The sequence below is a fragment of the Escherichia sp. TC-EC600-tetX4 genome, from assembly GCF_019356055.1.
In the GTDB taxonomy this organism is placed as follows: domain Bacteria; phylum Pseudomonadota; class Gammaproteobacteria; order Enterobacterales; family Enterobacteriaceae.
Genome location: NZ_CP079924.1, coordinates 3,894,103 through 3,909,153, shown reverse-complemented (window position 1 = coordinate 3,909,153; position 15,051 = coordinate 3,894,103). Strand labels below are relative to the sequence as shown.

General features: G+C 52.7%; 12 protein-coding genes and 1 pseudogene. 3 read left to right on the top strand and 10 right to left on the bottom strand.

Features of this window, described 5'->3' with window-relative positions:
• Positions 1-16: 16 nt before the first annotated feature.
• From hpaI to hpaG, 6 genes are all read right to left on the bottom strand, one after another.
• The gene (gene hpaI / locus KXD89_RS18985) at positions 17-805 is read right to left on the bottom strand and encodes a 4-hydroxy-2-oxoheptanedioate aldolase (protein ID WP_000431701.1); all 789 of its coding nucleotides are present in this window, start codon (positions 803-805) and stop codon (positions 17-19) included.
• A 10-nt stretch (positions 806-815) separates the two neighbouring features.
• Positions 816-1,619: a 2-oxo-hept-4-ene-1,7-dioate hydratase gene (gene hpaH / locus KXD89_RS18980; protein WP_000459750.1), complete on the bottom strand. Its 804-nt coding sequence runs from the start codon at positions 1,617-1,619 to the stop codon at positions 816-818.
• 67 nt (positions 1,620-1,686) lie between these two features.
• Complete coding sequence (locus tag KXD89_RS18975; protein WP_001119872.1) at positions 1,687-2,067, bottom strand: 5-carboxymethyl-2-hydroxymuconate Delta-isomerase; 381 nt, start codon at positions 2,065-2,067, stop codon at positions 1,687-1,689.
• A 9-nt stretch (positions 2,068-2,076) separates the two neighbouring features.
• Entirely contained in the window at positions 2,077-2,928 is an 852-nt protein-coding gene (gene hpaD, locus KXD89_RS18970; RefSeq protein WP_000516990.1) for a 3,4-dihydroxyphenylacetate 2,3-dioxygenase, read from the bottom strand.
• A 1-nt stretch (position 2,929) separates the two neighbouring features.
• Positions 2,930-4,396 carry a 5-carboxymethyl-2-hydroxymuconate semialdehyde dehydrogenase gene (hpaE, locus tag KXD89_RS18965; RefSeq protein ID WP_000757515.1) on the bottom strand — a complete coding sequence of 489 codons (1,467 nt, stop codon included), beginning with the start codon at positions 4,394-4,396 and terminating at the stop codon, positions 2,930-2,932.
• Positions 4,393-5,682, bottom strand: coding sequence for a 4-hydroxyphenylacetate degradation bifunctional isomerase/decarboxylase (gene hpaG, locus KXD89_RS18960; protein WP_000679064.1), 1,290 nt, complete (start codon positions 5,680-5,682; stop codon positions 4,393-4,395). Before hpaG ends, hpaE begins: the two co-directional genes overlap by 4 nt.
• A gap of 271 nt (positions 5,683-5,953) precedes the next feature.
• On the opposite strand from hpaG, the gene hpaR reads away from it, so the two are divergent.
• Both hpaR and tsr read left to right on the top strand, forming a co-directional pair.
• Positions 5,954-6,400 (top strand): homoprotocatechuate degradation operon regulator HpaR, encoded by a 447-nt coding sequence (hpaR, locus tag KXD89_RS18955; protein WP_000543916.1) that lies wholly within the window; start codon positions 5,954-5,956, stop codon positions 6,398-6,400.
• A gap of 118 nt (positions 6,401-6,518) precedes the next feature.
• Entirely contained in the window at positions 6,519-8,174 is a 1,656-nt protein-coding gene (tsr, locus tag KXD89_RS18950; RefSeq protein WP_000919572.1) for a methyl-accepting chemotaxis protein, read from the top strand.
• Between the two features lie 48 nt (positions 8,175-8,222).
• Here tsr and KXD89_RS18945 read toward each other — a convergent pair whose 3' ends face one another.
• A complete protein-coding gene (locus KXD89_RS18945) occupies positions 8,223-9,584 on the bottom strand; it encodes an MFS transporter (RefSeq protein ID WP_000410113.1) in 1,362 nt (453 codons plus the stop codon).
• Positions 9,585-9,798: 214 nt separating this feature from the next.
• Positions 9,799-10,712, bottom strand: a pseudogene (locus tag KXD89_RS18940) (FCD domain-containing protein).
• A gap of 138 nt (positions 10,713-10,850) precedes the next feature.
• Here KXD89_RS18940 and lgoD point away from each other — a divergent pair.
• Positions 10,851-11,873, top strand: coding sequence for an L-galactonate oxidoreductase (gene lgoD, locus KXD89_RS18935; RefSeq protein ID WP_000106030.1), 1,023 nt, complete (start codon positions 10,851-10,853; stop codon positions 11,871-11,873).
• Between the two features lie 137 nt (positions 11,874-12,010).
• Here lgoD and opgB read toward each other — a convergent pair whose 3' ends face one another.
• Together opgB and yjjA are read right to left on the bottom strand one after the other, a co-directional pair.
• Positions 12,011-14,302, bottom strand: coding sequence for a phosphatidylglycerol--membrane-oligosaccharide glycerophosphotransferase (gene opgB / locus KXD89_RS18930; protein ID WP_001292679.1), 2,292 nt, complete (start codon positions 14,300-14,302; stop codon positions 12,011-12,013).
• 253 nt (positions 14,303-14,555) lie between these two features.
• A complete protein-coding gene (yjjA, locus tag KXD89_RS18925) occupies positions 14,556-15,050 on the bottom strand; it encodes a DUF2501 domain-containing protein YjjA (RefSeq protein ID WP_001308243.1) in 495 nt (164 codons plus the stop codon).
• Position 15,051 lies beyond the last annotated feature (1 nt).

The window sequence follows — 15,051 nt, the reverse complement described above, 5'->3', positions numbered from 1 at the left end:
TGCAGCGCATCCGGCATTAATACACGCCGGGCTTAATCGCTGTAGCCTGCGCGCCAAACCGTGCTGCCAGCGCTTCGGCGGCGCGGGCGAGCAGGGTGGTGTCAACGCCGACGGCGACAAACAGCGCGCCCAGTTCCAGATAGCGTTTTGCCAGTAGCTCATTGGCGATCAGGATCCCCGGCGCTTTGCCCGCTTCGCGGATCTGCACGATCGCCTGCTCAATGGCGGCCTGTACTTCCGGGTGCTGCGGATTACCGGCATAACCCATATCGGCGCTCAGATCCGCCGGGCCGATAAACACGCCGTCGACGCCTTCCACGTCCAGAATCTGCGGTAAGTTCTTCATTGCCTCACGCGTTTCGATCTGCACCAGCACGCACATTTGATCGTTGGCTTTTTGCAGGTAATCAGGAATGCGATTCCAGCGCGAGGCGCGAGCCAGCGCACTGCCCACACCGCGAATACCGGCGGGGGGATAACGGGTGGCGCGTACCGCTTCACGGGCTTCGTCGGCGTTTTGTACCATCGGCACCAGTAAGGTTTGTGTGCCGACGTCCAGCAGTTGTTTGATTTGCACCGGATCGTTCCACGACGGACGTACTACCGGCTGGCTGGGATAGGGCGCAATCGCCTGTAGCTGGGTGAGCACGGTTTGTACGTTGTTCGGTGCGTGCTCACCGTCGATCAACAACCAGTCGAATCCTGCTCCGGCCAGTAACTCCGCGCTGTAGCTGCTGCTCAGCCCCAGCCATAATCCAATCTGCGGACGGCCTGCTTTCAGCGCCGCTTTAAAACTGTTTTCCATCGTTCTCTCCTTAAACAAAGCGGCAGCTAATGGAGCCCATGTTGCCGTAATCGACGTGGAAGGTGTCGCCCTTACGCGCCGGAACCGGGCGGGTGAACGAACCGCCGAGAATGATTTGCCCGGCTTCCAGTTGTACGTCATAGGGGGCGAGTTTGTTCGCCAGCCAGGCCACGCCGTTTGCCGGATGATTCAGCACGCCAGCGGCGACGCCGGTTTCTTCAATCACGCCATTGCGATACATCAGGGCGGAGATCCAACGTAGATCCAACTCATCGGGCTTAATGGGACGACCACCGAGGATCACCCCGGCATTGGCGGCGTTATCAGAAATGGTGTCGAACACTTTACGCGGGCGCTGGGTTTCCGGATCGATGTTGTGGCAGCGAGCGTCGATCAGCTCCAGCGCCGGGATCACATAGTCCGTGGCGTTGTAAACGTCGAACAGCGTGCAGTTTGGTCCACGCAGCGGTTTTGCCAGCACAAAAGCCAGCTCCACTTCAATGCGCGGCACGATAAAGCGATCGGTCGGGATATCGCTGCCATCGTGGAAGAACATGTCGTCCAGCAGTGCACCGTAATCCGGTTCGCTGATCTGCGAGCTGGCCTGCATCGCTTTCGAGGTCAGGCCGATTTTGTGGCCTTTCAGCGTGCGACCTTCGGCGATTTTCAGTCGAACCCATTCACGCTGCACCGCGTAAGCGTCTTCGATGGTGATCTCCGGGTAATCCAGCGAGATCGCGCGGATCTGTTCGCGCTGTTTTTCTGCCTGATCCAGACGCTGGGCGATCAGGGTGTGGGTGTGTTTGTCGAACATAGCGATATCCTGTGGCATTGCCGGATGCGGCTGCGCCTTATCATCCGGCCTGGAAGCTGGTACAAATTTATTTAAACAACGCGTGTACGTTGTTCTGTTTGAAATTCAACGTCGGGTGCAGCTCTGCAATCTCAAATGAAAGCGCCAGGTAACGGCTCTCCATCAGTGAGGCGAAGTGCGTTTTAATCAGATCAAACAGCATTTCGCCCACTTCCTGACGGCTTTCCAGACTGCGTCCGCTGCCGATTTTTAGCGTCATATGCACAAAGGCGTAATCGTGCTTGCCATCAGCCATTTGCCAGGTATCGATCCAGTGCGCCCGGCTACGTATTCCCCCAAGCGGAAAAATCCCCGTCGCCGCCAGTGCAGTGTTAACACTGGCAAACAGCTCAGGTAAGCGGGCTTCTTGACGAATATTTTCAGTACATTCCACGATAAAGTGCGGCATGGTGGTTCCTTACGCGGGCAGCGGGAAAACAGCGTTAACCTGACCGGTGCCAGAGCTTGGGAATAGCTCGGTGATAAACTCCACCTTGCCGTCATATTTATCCCACCCGAGCATCCCCAGCAGCATCACCGTGTCGTGCATATTGCCTTCGCCGTAGCAGTAGTCGGCGTACTCCGGCAGCATATTGCAGAACTCTTTGAACTGGCCTTCGCGCCACAACTTCACCACGCGCTCGTCCATCTGGCGGTCGAACTCGCGGGTGTAGCTGTTCATCCCTTCTTCCGCACGCTGATCGTCAATAAAGCGGTGCGATAACGAACCGCTGGCAAGGACCGCCACGGTGCCGTCGTACTGTTCGATCGCTTTCAGAATCGCTTCGCCCAGCTTGCGGCTGTCGGCGAAATCGTGAACGGTACAGAATGCGGAGATGGAGACCACTTTGAAGTGCTTGTCTTCATTCATGTAGCGCATTGGCACCAGCGTGCCGTATTCCAGTTTCAGGCTGGGAATGTTGTGCGCTTTTGCCCGCACGCCGAGCTTTAAGGCTTCATCGGCAATAAGCTGCCCCAACTCCGGGTTGCCCTCATAGTTGTAGGTCATGTCGCGAATAAAATGCGGCAACTCGTTGCTGGTGTAGACGCCTTCAAAATGGTCTGCACAGTTGATGTGATAAGCACTGTTGACCAGCCAGTGGGTGTCGAAAACGATAATGGTATCGACGCCCATTTCCCGGCAACGCTTGCTGATCTCTTTATGCCCGTCGATCGCGCCCTGGCGGCAACCGTGGTTTTTCCCTGGCAGTTCAGAGAGATACATCGACGGTACGTGCGTGATCTTGGCGGCTAACGCTAACTTACCCATATCAGACTCCCCATTTTGGAATTGGATGGTCGCCCATGGAAATGCAGACGTTCTTCATTTCCGCGAACACTTCGAAGCTGTACTCACCGCCTTCACGCCCGGTGCCGGAGGCTTTTACGCCGCCAAACGGCTGGCGCAGGTCGCGCACGTTCTGGGTGTTGACGAACACCATGCCTGCTTCAATGCCACGCGCCAGGCGTAACACTTTGCTGACATCCTGTGTCCAGATGTACGACGCGAGGCCGTACTCCACGTCGTTTGCCAGGCGTAAGCCTTCGGCTTCATCTTTAAACGGCAGCAGGCAGGCGACCGGCCCGAAAATCTCTTCCTGGGCAACGCGCATACGGTTATCTACGTCCGCCAGCACCGTTGGGCGCAGGAAGTTGCCGCCTTTCAGGTGCGCAGGCAGGTCGGACGGTTTATCCGGACCGCCCACCAGCAGGGTTGCGCCTTCTTCAATGCCTAGACGGATATAGCCGGAGACTTTTTCCCAGTGCTGCTGGCTGATAAGCGCCCCAACCTGGGTATTCGGATCGGTCGGATCGCCCACGCGCAGACGGTTGGCGCGTTCGGCAAAGCGTTTAACGAATTCTGGATAGATGCTCTGTTGAATAAAAATGCGCGAACCGGCGGTGCAGCGTTCGCCGTTGATTGAGAAGATGGTGAACAGGGCAGCGTCCAGCGCACGTTCAATATCGGCATCTTCAAAAATCAGCACCGGCGATTTACCGCCCAGTTCCATGGAGTATTTTTTCAGCCCGGCGTTTTTCATGATGTTGCGCCCGGTGGCCGTACCGCCGGTGAACGACACGGCACGTACGTCATGATGACGAACCAGCGCATCCCCTGCGGTTGCGCCGTAGCCCTGTACCACGTTCAGCACGCCCGCCGGAATACCGGCTTCCAGCGCCAGCTCACCCAGGCGGTCAGCGGTCAGCGGGGAGAGTTCCGACATCTTCAGCACCGCGGTATTGCCCAGCGCAAGACACGGCGCGACCTTCCATGTGGCGGTCATAAACGGCACGTTCCACGGCGATACCAGCGCACAAACGCCTACCGGTTGCACCAGCGTGTAGTTGAGCATCTTGTCGTCAACCGGATAGGTCTTGCCGTTCATCTGCTGGCAGACTTCCGCGAAAAATTCAAAGTTGTGAGAAGCGCGTGGGATCAACACATTTTTGGTCTGATGGATCGGCAGGCCGGTGTCCGCGGTTTCCATCGCGGCGATCTCTGGCACGTTCTGGTCGATCAGATCGCCCAGACGGCGCATCAGGCGCGCACGCTCTTTCATCGGCAGATTGGCCCATTTCGGGAACGCCTCTTTCGCTGCCGCTACCGCCTGATTGATCTCCGCTTCACCGCCAGAGGCCACATCCGCCAGCACTTCACCCGTTGCCGGATTGGTGGTCTGGAAGTAGTCGTTACCTGCAACATTTTTGCCGTTGATCCAATGATTTACTTTTTTCATTTCGCTGTTTCCTCACTCACAATTCGGTTCACCAGGCGGCCCACGCCTTCTACTTCCACCACTACTTCATCGCCAGGCACTACGTCAGATAAGCCTTTTGGTGTGCCGGTGGCGATCATGTCGCCCGGATTCAGGGTCATAAATTCGCTTAAGTAGGCGATCAGGAAGGGCACGCTGAAGATCAGATCGGCGGTGGTGCCTTGCTGGCGTAACTCGCCGTTGACGAAGGTGCGAAGGGTCAGATTATGCGGGTCCGGGATCGCCTCTTTCGGCACGATGGTTGAAAGCATCGGCGTCAGTCCGTCGCGGCTTTTTACCCGCAGGTTAGGGCGGTAGTAGTTTTCCAGATAGTCGCGAATGGCGTAGTCGTTACACACGGTGTAGCCCGCGACATAATCCATGGCATCGGCTTCGCTGACGTTACGCGCCTGCTTGCCAATCACCACCACCAGCTCCGCTTCGTAGTGCATGTATGCAATATTGTTTGGGCGAACGGAGGTCTGGTTATCGCCAGTGAGGGTATTCGGCGCTTTCAGGAACACCAGCGGCTCTTCCGGTGGCTTAAATTCCAGTTCGCTGGCGTGGTCGGCGTAGTTCAGGCCGAGGGCAAACAGCGTGCCGTGCGGGTGTGGCTGCGTTGGGAAGCTCTTGCGCGTGGTCACTTCACGTTCGTCCACTACCGGATTTTCCAGCGGCGGGAAACCTTCTGCGAGAACACGCACGCGATCGCCTGGCTGTATTTCCACGCGCGCCTGTGGCGTGCCGAGCAGAATGGCATCGCCTGGATTCAGCATGGCAAATTCGCTCAGGGCACTCAGCAACTGTGCGGCGTTACGTTGTAAATCGGCGGTGTTCCAGTGATCGGCAGGACGCCCGTTGATCTCGGTATAGATAGTCAGATTATCGACATTGCTGAGAGCCACGGTTTCGCCAATGGGGCAGAATCCATCACGGCATTTTGCTTTGATTGCCGGGCGGTAAAAGCTCTCTTCTGGCAGGCTGACGTCGTTAGCCAGCGCATATCCGGCGATGTACTCTGCCGCATCTTCTTCACGTACTTTCGTCGCCGTTTTTCCCACAATCAACGCAACTGTCGCACCGCTCAGTACCTTTTCACCCTGTGGAAAGGGAATCGGTTCACCGCAACCAATCACCGTATTGCGCGGTTTAATAAACCAGACCGCAGTTTTAGGCGGGGCTTTGTAGGGGGATTGCTGGAACGCGTCCTGCCATGCATCAAGCTGGCTGCGATGGTTCAACGCTACGGCGAAGATAGTGCCTTTCATTACCACTCCTCGGATTCGATCATCTTAATCATTAATATGTTAATGATTACTTTTATTCCCGATTGCGTAGTTTGGCAAAAGTAAGTGATGTAAATGTGATCTAATTAACAAACTATTTACATTTAAAGATAATAAAATATTAAATATCAGTAAGTTAATAAAATATCATCAATTTTGATAAAATGAAGAATTGCGGGGGCAGCTCAGTCCCGGTAACGTGATGATTAATTGTTTCTATATTAATGATTTTGAATTTTTCAGGGGAAAGATAATGCACGACTCACTAACCATTGCGTTGCTCCAGGCGCGAGAAGCGGCGATGAGTTATTTTCGCCCAATCGTTAAACGGCATAATTTGACTGAGCAACAGTGGCGCATCGTGCGTATTCTGGCGGAAAGCCCATCAATGGATTTTCACGATCTGGCGTATCGCGCCTGCATTTTGCGCCCAAGCCTGACCGGGATCCTCACGCGGATGGAACGCGACGGTTTAGTGTTGCGATTAAAGCCGATCAATGATCAGCGGAAGCTCTATATCTCGCTGACCAAAGAGGGGCAGGCGCTGTATAACCGCGCTCAGACACAGATTGAAGAAGCCTATCGGCAGATTGAAGCTCAGTTTACTGCCGAGAAAATGCAACAGTTAACCCATCTGTTAGAGGAATTTATTGCTCTGGGCAATTCCCGACAAGAAGACATCCCGGGCGATAATGAATAACTTTTTAGTATCTGATAACCAGCGCCTGGTTTTTCCATGGATGGCGGGTTACACCTTTTCATAAAGTTTTTGCTTTCCAGGCCGAAAATCTTGCATCGGTCCACAGGAAAGAGAAACCATGTTAAAACGTATCAAGATCGTGACCAGCTTACTGCTGGTTTTGGCCGTTTTTGGCCTTTTACAACTGACATCAGGCGGTCTGTTCTTTAATGCCTTAAAGAATGACAAAGAAAATTTCACTGTTTTACAAACCATTCGCCAGCAGCAATCCACGCTGAATGGCAGCTGGGTCGCGTTGTTGCAGACGCGTAACACCCTCAACCGCGCGGGTATCCGCTACATGATGGATCAGAATAATATTGGTAGCGGTTCAACCGTTGCTGAGCTGATGCAGAGTGCCAGTATTTCGCTGAAACAGGCGGAAAAAAACTGGGCAGATTACGAAGCGTTGCCGCGTGACCCGCGTCAGAGCACCGCCGCAGCGGCAGAGATCAAACGTAATTACGATATTTATCACAATGCGCTGGCGGAGCTGATCCAACTATTAGGTGCAGGCAAAATCAACGAGTTCTTTGATCAGCCGACCCAGGGATATCAGGACGGTTTCGAGAAGCAGTATGTGGCTTACATGGAGCAAAACGATCGGCTCTATGATATCGCCGTCAGCGATAACAATGCCTCCTACAGCCAGGCGATGTGGATTCTGGTGGGCGTGATGATCGTCGTACTGGCGGTCATCTTCGCCGTCTGGTTCGGTATTAAAGCCTCGCTGGTAGCGCCAATGAATCGCCTGATTGACAGCATTCGTCATATTGCAGGCGGCGATCTGGTGAAACCGATTGAGGTGGATGGCTCTAATGAGATGGGGCAACTGGCAGAGAGTTTGCGCCATATGCAGGGAGAGCTGATGCGTACCGTCGGTGATGTGCGCAACGGGGCCAATGCCATCTATAGCGGTGCCAGCGAAATCGCCACCGGCAATAACGATCTCTCTTCGCGCACCGAGCAACAGGCCGCTTCGCTGGAAGAGACGGCAGCCAGCATGGAGCAACTGACCGCAACGGTGAAGCAGAACGCCGAAAATGCGCGCCAGGCCAGCCATCTGGCGTTAAGTGCTTCTGAAACGGCGCAACGCGGCGGTAAAGTGGTAGATAACGTGGTGCAGACTATGCGCGATATCTCCACCAGTTCGCAGAAAATCGCCGATATTATCAGCGTAATTGACGGCATTGCCTTCCAGACCAATATTCTGGCTTTGAACGCGGCGGTTGAGGCTGCGCGTGCGGGTGAGCAAGGGCGCGGTTTTGCGGTGGTCGCGGGAGAAGTGCGTAATCTGGCCCAGCGCAGCGCCCAGGCGGCTCGTGAAATTAAAAGCCTGATTGAAGACTCGGTGGGGAAAGTGGATGTTGGCTCTACGCTGGTCGAAAGCGCCGGGGAAACAATGGCGGAGATTGTCAGCGCCGTGACCCGCGTGACGGACATTATGGGCGAAATTGCTTCTGCTTCTGATGAGCAGAGCCGTGGTATCGATCAGGTTGGCTTAGCGGTTGCTGAGATGGACCGGGTAACTCAACAGAACGCCGCGCTGGTGGAAGAGTCTGCCGCTGCCGCCGCCGCGCTGGAAGAGCAGGCCAGTCGCCTGACCGAAGCAGTGGCAGTGTTCCGGATTCAGCAACAGCAGCGTGAAACATCGGCTGTGGTAAAAACCGTGACGCCAGCTGCGCCGCGTAAAATGGCCGTGGCAGATAGCGAGGAGAACTGGGAAACATTTTAATCGCCATGAAAATGCCCGATAAGCAAAATGTTATCGGGCATAAGGAGATTAATCTTTACGTGGGTCGTTGATCGGCTGACGAACCAGGAAGATGTACGCCAGTGCCCCCGCTGCGGTGACGCAACCGCAGATGATTAGTGCCAGACGGAATGAGTGGGTGGTATCAACAATAAAACCAGTAATGATCGGCGCAAAAGAGGCGCAGATGAAGCTGGCAAAGTTCTGGATACTGCCCACCGACGCAGTCATGCGAGAAGCAACTGCGACGTGGATCAAGCCCCAGCAGGATGTTCCGGCAAAGTGAATACAGAACAGTGCCATGCCAATCAGCAGAACCGCCGTCATGGATGTTGTCGCTTGTGGTACTATCAGCGTAAAGGCGGCAGAACAGAACATCCCGGCAATAATGCAGATCTTACGGCTTTTAATCGGAGCCATTCCCCCTTTGACCAGCCAGTCGGTAACGTAACCGTTGACCAGCATCCCGGCAGCCCCAAACAGGAAAGGGATAGCCGCCATCAACCCTGTGCTTTTTAAATCCAGGTTATAGGCTGTTTGCAGGTAACCAGGAAGCCAGGCCAGATACAGCCACGCAGTGTAGTTGATGCCACTGAATCCGAGCATCATTCCCCACATTGTACGGTTACGGAACAGGCTGCGCCATTCGGCAAAACTGAGCGGATCTCGGCGGGCATTGACGCTACCTGCATTGAGATAAGCTTGCTCAACGGCAGTCAGTTCTACGTGCTCGCGGTTGCGATAGAGCATATACCAGCCGATGGCGAGAAAAATCCCCAGTACACCAATGGTAATAAACATCCCGCGCCAGCCCATCACCAGCATCATCGCCGCCAGAATCGGTGGGCTTACGGCAACGCCAATGGTAGAAGCTGCGTTGAAGAAGCCCATCGGGCGTCCGCGCTCTTTGATGTTGAACCAGTCGTTAATGACTTTTACACCGCATGGGTTCATCGGCGCTTCACCAATCCCCATACCGATACGCACCAACACGAACTGCGTAAAGTTGTGCACCATGCCAGACATTGCCTGGAACAGTGACCAGAAGAACATCCCCAGTCCCAGCATCAGGCGTGGGCCTTTACGATCCAATAGTGGGCCGCAAGGAAGTTGCGCAATCCCGTAAGCGAGTGAAAACACGGAGAGCAAAGCGCCGATTTCGGTGGCACTTAATCCCAATTCTTCACGAATCGTTAAATTTGCTACCGACAGCGAACTGCGGTCGAGATAATTGATTACCGCCGCAAAAAATAATAACAACATGGCGGTGGTTTGAATGCGTTTAATTCGGGTACTGCGTTGAACTAATCCATCTGGTGGCACGGGAATATCTGCCGACGAAGATGGAGTAAATGAAGAACGCGGATCGATGGTGATATTTTCTTTTTCCACGCCGGACTCCTGTATTTATAATTTTAATTGTTTACGTAATTGTGCATTACGCAAGGTTGACATTAACGGCAGGTTAAAGTTTTAGGACTTTACTACCGCTCACAAAAACATTTTTAGTCGACTGATTGTGAGCATAGGTAAGCGGGAATTTCCCGGTATTTATCTTTTGATAAAACCGTGCACCCGCTAATAGTTTGCTGTTTTTAATCCGTACTTAATGAGCATAACGCGTGTTCTCATTAATGGATCGAATCATTGATTGTTTAGCTGAATTCAAATGGTTACGGAGCGCAAGGGTGGCATCAAGGTCACTGCGGCAAATCAGAGCGCTGAGAATGGTCATATGCTCATCGACGGCAATGATATTGCGCTGTTTAAGATCGCTTTCGTCCCATTGATAGTGAAAATGAAAGATGACTGAGATGATCTCAAGCGATTGATCAAAAAAGATATTGTCGGCAGCTGAAAGCAGTAAGGAGTGAAAATCTCTGTCAAGTTGCGAGAACATGCGAAAGCTATTGCCGATGTTGTCACGCAGTAGCCGATGACGTTCGAGCATGGTTTTCGCCTGCAGCCAGCGGGGATCATGATCAGGCAGGTTGAGAAAGTGCTGAAGTGAATGTGTTTCGAGCATTTCGCGTAGCTCAAACAGCTGCTCGGCGTAGGATTGATCGAATTGCTTCATGCTCCACTGGCCGCGCTTTTCGCTGTGAATAAGATTATAACGGCCGAATTTTAAAAGATATTCTCTTACTACAACCGGGCTGACACCCGCGGCCCGAGCCAGTTGCAGTTCAGAAAACGTTTCCCCTGGGCGTAACTGGCGCTGGTTTATCATCGTGAAAAAGCCTGCTCAAACACTTTGTTTTGTTCACTCATTGAAGCGGTAGTACAGGCGAAACCGTCATCATGGTCAGGTTTACGCGCAATAACATAGTCGTTTCCAACCTGCGTCAAGACGCCGCATTCGCGTAAGTGGCTGAGAATATGACGCACTGTGGTGCGGCTGATGTTGTACATTTCCGCCAGCGCACTTTGCGATGGAAGTGGGGAAGGGATATGACCCCGCGCCATATCATCAATGACCTGGTTAATCACATTGTGGCGTAAATTTTGTGAACGACTCATATTTTCCTCCTTGTGAGTCCATTAAAACCCGATTTAAAACATTTTTATGCGTGTGTTTTCACAAAAAAGATTTTCCGTTCCGCTGCCATTTTTCATTTTCATTGATATCTAAGGCAACAAAAAGTGGAGAGCCGAATCATGTCTACGATGAATGTTTTAATTTGCCAGCAGCCGAAAGAATTAGTCTGGAAACAACGCGAGATACCTATTCCGGGTGACAATGAAGCATTAATAAAAATTAAGTCTGTCGGGATTTGCGGTACCGATATTCATGCCTGGGGTGGAAATCAACCATTTTTTAGTTATCCACGTGTTTTAGGCCATGAAATATGTGGGGAGATTGTTGGGCTGGGTAAAAATATTGCTGATCTTAAAAATGGTCAGCAAGTTGCTGTGATCCCTTATGTTGCCTGTCAGCAATGCCCGGCGTGTAAAAGCGGGCGTACCAATTGCTGTGAAAAAATTTCAGTCATTGGCGTGCATCAGGATGGCGGTTTTAGTGAGTATTTGAGCGTGCCGGTGGCGAACATTTTGCCCGCAGACGGTATTGACCCGCAGGCGGCAGCATTGATTGAACCTTTCGCTATTAGCGCTCATGCGGTGCGTCGCGCAGCCATTGCTCCCGGCGAGCAGGTGCTGGTGGTCGGGGCGGGGCCAATCGGTCTGGGCGCGGCGGCAATCGCTAAAGCCGATGGCGCACAGGTGGTGGTGGCGGATACCAGTCCGGCGCGCCGTGAACATGTGGCAACGCGTCTGGAATTACCTTTACTGGACCCGTCAGCCGAAGATTTTGACGCGCAGCTACGGGCGCAGTTTGGTGGTTCGCTGGCGCAGAAAGTGATCGACGCGACAGGTAATCAACATGCGATGAATAACACCGTGAATTTGATTCGTCACGGCGGCACGGTGGTATTTGTCGGCCTGTTTAAAGGTGAGTTGCAGTTCTCCGATCCGGAATTCCATAAAAAAGAAACGACGATGATGGGCAGCCGCAACGCCACGCCGGAAGATTTTGCTAAAGTCGGTCGACTGATGGCGGAAGGAAAAATCACTGCTGACATGATGTTAACCCATCGCTATCCGTTCGCCACGCTGGCAGAAACCTACGAGCGCGATGTGATTAACAATCGTGAGTTAATTAAAGGCGTAATTACTTTCTGATAAGGCGAGATTATTAAAGTTGCCATGCAGCGTCCGGGGAAGTGTTGGGCGCTGTTTTTTTTGTTTCTTAATAATGTGTTGTAAGCCGTAGAAGGCGTGTAGGTCGCACCCTATGCGACCTACACATCAGTCAGGAATTACCCTTCACGTTCTACCACTTTAATTTCCACCATGCCGATCCCGAGCTTACGCGGCGAGTGTCCGAGGATATTCCCTTCGTTGGTTGAGACAGGTTCCGGCGGCACAATTACCAGTGTGTCGGCATCGGTTGGGTTATCGAAATGCAGTGTGGTGGTGGTCACTTCATTGCCCAGCACAAGAGTTTGTTCTTCATTGCCTACGCGTACCGGAATAGGACGGCTGGCGTTATTGCCGTATGCTTTGGCGGTAATCACCAGGTCAAATTTCTTCGGCAGCGGATGCTTGTACTCGATTTTTACTTCATCGCCCAGCTGCGCGTTGGACCAGCGGCCCCACGACTCCGGACGGGAAATCCCGCTAAACTGTTTCACCTCTTCTGGCGCACCGGCGACGTTAAAGATGAAACTGTCGGCTTTGTAGCGAATATCGTTATCAACAATCTTCAGCGTATCGACATTGCCTTTGTAACGCGCCATGTCGATGACCGTATCTTTAAATGCCGTTTTGCCCTGCCATGTTGTTTTGTCAACATGCTGAACAATTTGCTGACCGCCAAGCTGCCCTTGCGAGACACACCAGTCGGTGGAAAGTGCCAGTTCCGGAGCCCAGAGTTGTGCCATCTTGTAGCAACGGTCAACCCAGACGAAATTGTCGCGTGGAGCGAAATCGGCCAGCTGGAAACGCAGCGGTGCTGAGTATTCGCTTTCCGGCAGCGGTTCCACGCGTTTGTCTGAAACCCGCAACAGCAGCGGCAAACGGAAATGGCTACCCGAGAAGGCAATCATGTTTTTCTGCTGGTCGATGGTGAACTCTTTCATCTCTTTAGGGAATTTCCACAGGCGGATGATATCTGGCTTCCACGCCAATGTTTTCTCTTTGATATTGAGGAAGATTTCCGACATCGACTGCCCGGATAAACTGCTACGACCAAGTCCGAGATAGTTATCGCCACCGAGAATGTCCAGCACCGTCGCGCCGTTATCCATCGTGTTACGCTTCACTGCCAGCGTCTCTTGCTGCGGCTTGTCGCCACGAATGACAAAAAACAGGTTATTGCGATCCTGCTTATTGAGGTATTTCCACGCCGTGTTGTTCATCGCTAAATGGTCAGAAGAGACGACGATGACGGTATCTTTAAACCACGGTGACGCTTTGATTTTGTTGATAAACGTCGCGATGTTCTCCTGGCTGCAACTTACCGCGCTGAATGACTGATTCGGTTTACCGTCAAAATCATATTTTTTGCGGTTACAGGTACGAGAGATAAAACCATCCGGGTGATGGGTATCGACTGTCAGGGTAAACAGTGAGAATCGCTGACCTGAGCGGGAAAGCTCTTCAAACTTTTTCCACGCTTCATCGAGAACGGTATCGTCGTAGAATCCCCAGTCGTTGCGATAGTGCGGGTCGGCTACCACGCTTTTCAGCTCTTCTGAGCCGTATAAGTGGTCGAAGCCATGCGACTTCAGGAACACATCTTTACCGGCAAAACGCAGATTCGCGCCCTGCACGAAATAGTTCTGATAACCCGAGTTTTTCAGGATATCTCCCAGACAGATGTTCTGCGGGAAGAAGCTGGAGACAGAGGCGGAGGCGTTGCCTTCAAAGGGGGCAAACAGCGGTATGCCGCACTGAGAAGCCACCATGCCCGCAATCGTGTAATCTGTTCCCGGCAGCTGCTGCGTGTGGCTGAAATCCAGGCCTTCATTTTTCAACGCGCCCAGTTCAGGCGTGAGATCCGGGAAAGCCTCGTTATCAAAATAGGTCCGCTCGAGACTTTCGCCGTAGATATAAACCAGGTTGAGTTTCGGGTCAGGGATAGTTTTCGACGGCTCTTTATAATAAGCCGCAAAGTCCGGGTCGCCGTCGCGTGACTGGGATTTCACCAGTTCCGTTATCTGACGAAATGCCGGGCTGGCGTCCACCGAACCCAGCGCCAGTAAGAGCGCCAGCAGGCTGTAACCAAAATGGTGCGGATGATGGCGACGACGGCGCAGGATCCAGCCCAGCGCACCGAACACCGCTGTCAGCCCCAGCACAATGCCGATACCCGGCAAAATGTATTTGCTGACGCCAGCACCGGTCAGGCTGTTGGTTAAGGTATAGAGAACCGCGTCGTTAATACCATCGCCAGTAAAATAGTCGCTGGCAAACAGGGTGATATTTAAAACGACAAATAGCCCCAGCACCGTTAACGTGGCTGCAAACCACCAGGTGTTACGTCCCGCTTTCCATGCGTAAATCAGCACAGAGGCGAGAAAAAGGGCGAAAGAGAGTAGTTCTGACAACGGGCGATCCTCACTAAACCGGGCCGTTTAGCCAACGTTTAAGCTTTTTGAGAAGCACAATGTAATGGCGTCGCCATATTGCTGCAATTCTAGTGTCAAAAAAATGCGATGTTGTTAGGAATTAGTTTATAAACAGACTTTTTTGATTACGGTCACTTCCCGTGTAACAGGGGTAAAACCGTCCAGGAGCAGGGAAAAGGGCAGGAGAGAGCCGCGTCAGCCGGGTAACAGCTAAAACGCGGCGTTTCGCGGTTCAGGAAATGAAGTTCAGCCCCTGTTTTAACACCAGATCGCAGGCTTTGGTTTTCACCTTTTCTGCCAGCGGAGTTGTTCCGATGTTATCCAGATTGAGTTGCTGACCATCTTTGGTTTTCAGCAAACCCTGAATGCCGTCCAGATAGTTGGTGTCTTCTTTTTGCTCTTCACTGTTCAGGCCCAGCTTTTCCAGCACCTGGTTCTTGATGTTTTCGGCATCGGTTACCGACGCCAGCTTTTGCTTCGCGCAGTATTGCAGAATGCCTGCGGCATTGTTCATGTTATCTGCGCTTAAGGCCTGGTTTCCGCTGCTAAGCAAGTTAGTTAATGACGCGAGCGACCAACCGCCTTCCTGTGTCGTGCTGTTTTGGTTGCCAAGTTCGCTGGCGGCGCTGGAGAGCGCATCTTTCCAGGACGCAGCATGCACCCCGGTGGAAATTAATGCGCTGGCGGCAATGGCACAGCACAGAAGATGTTTAACAGTTTTCATCATC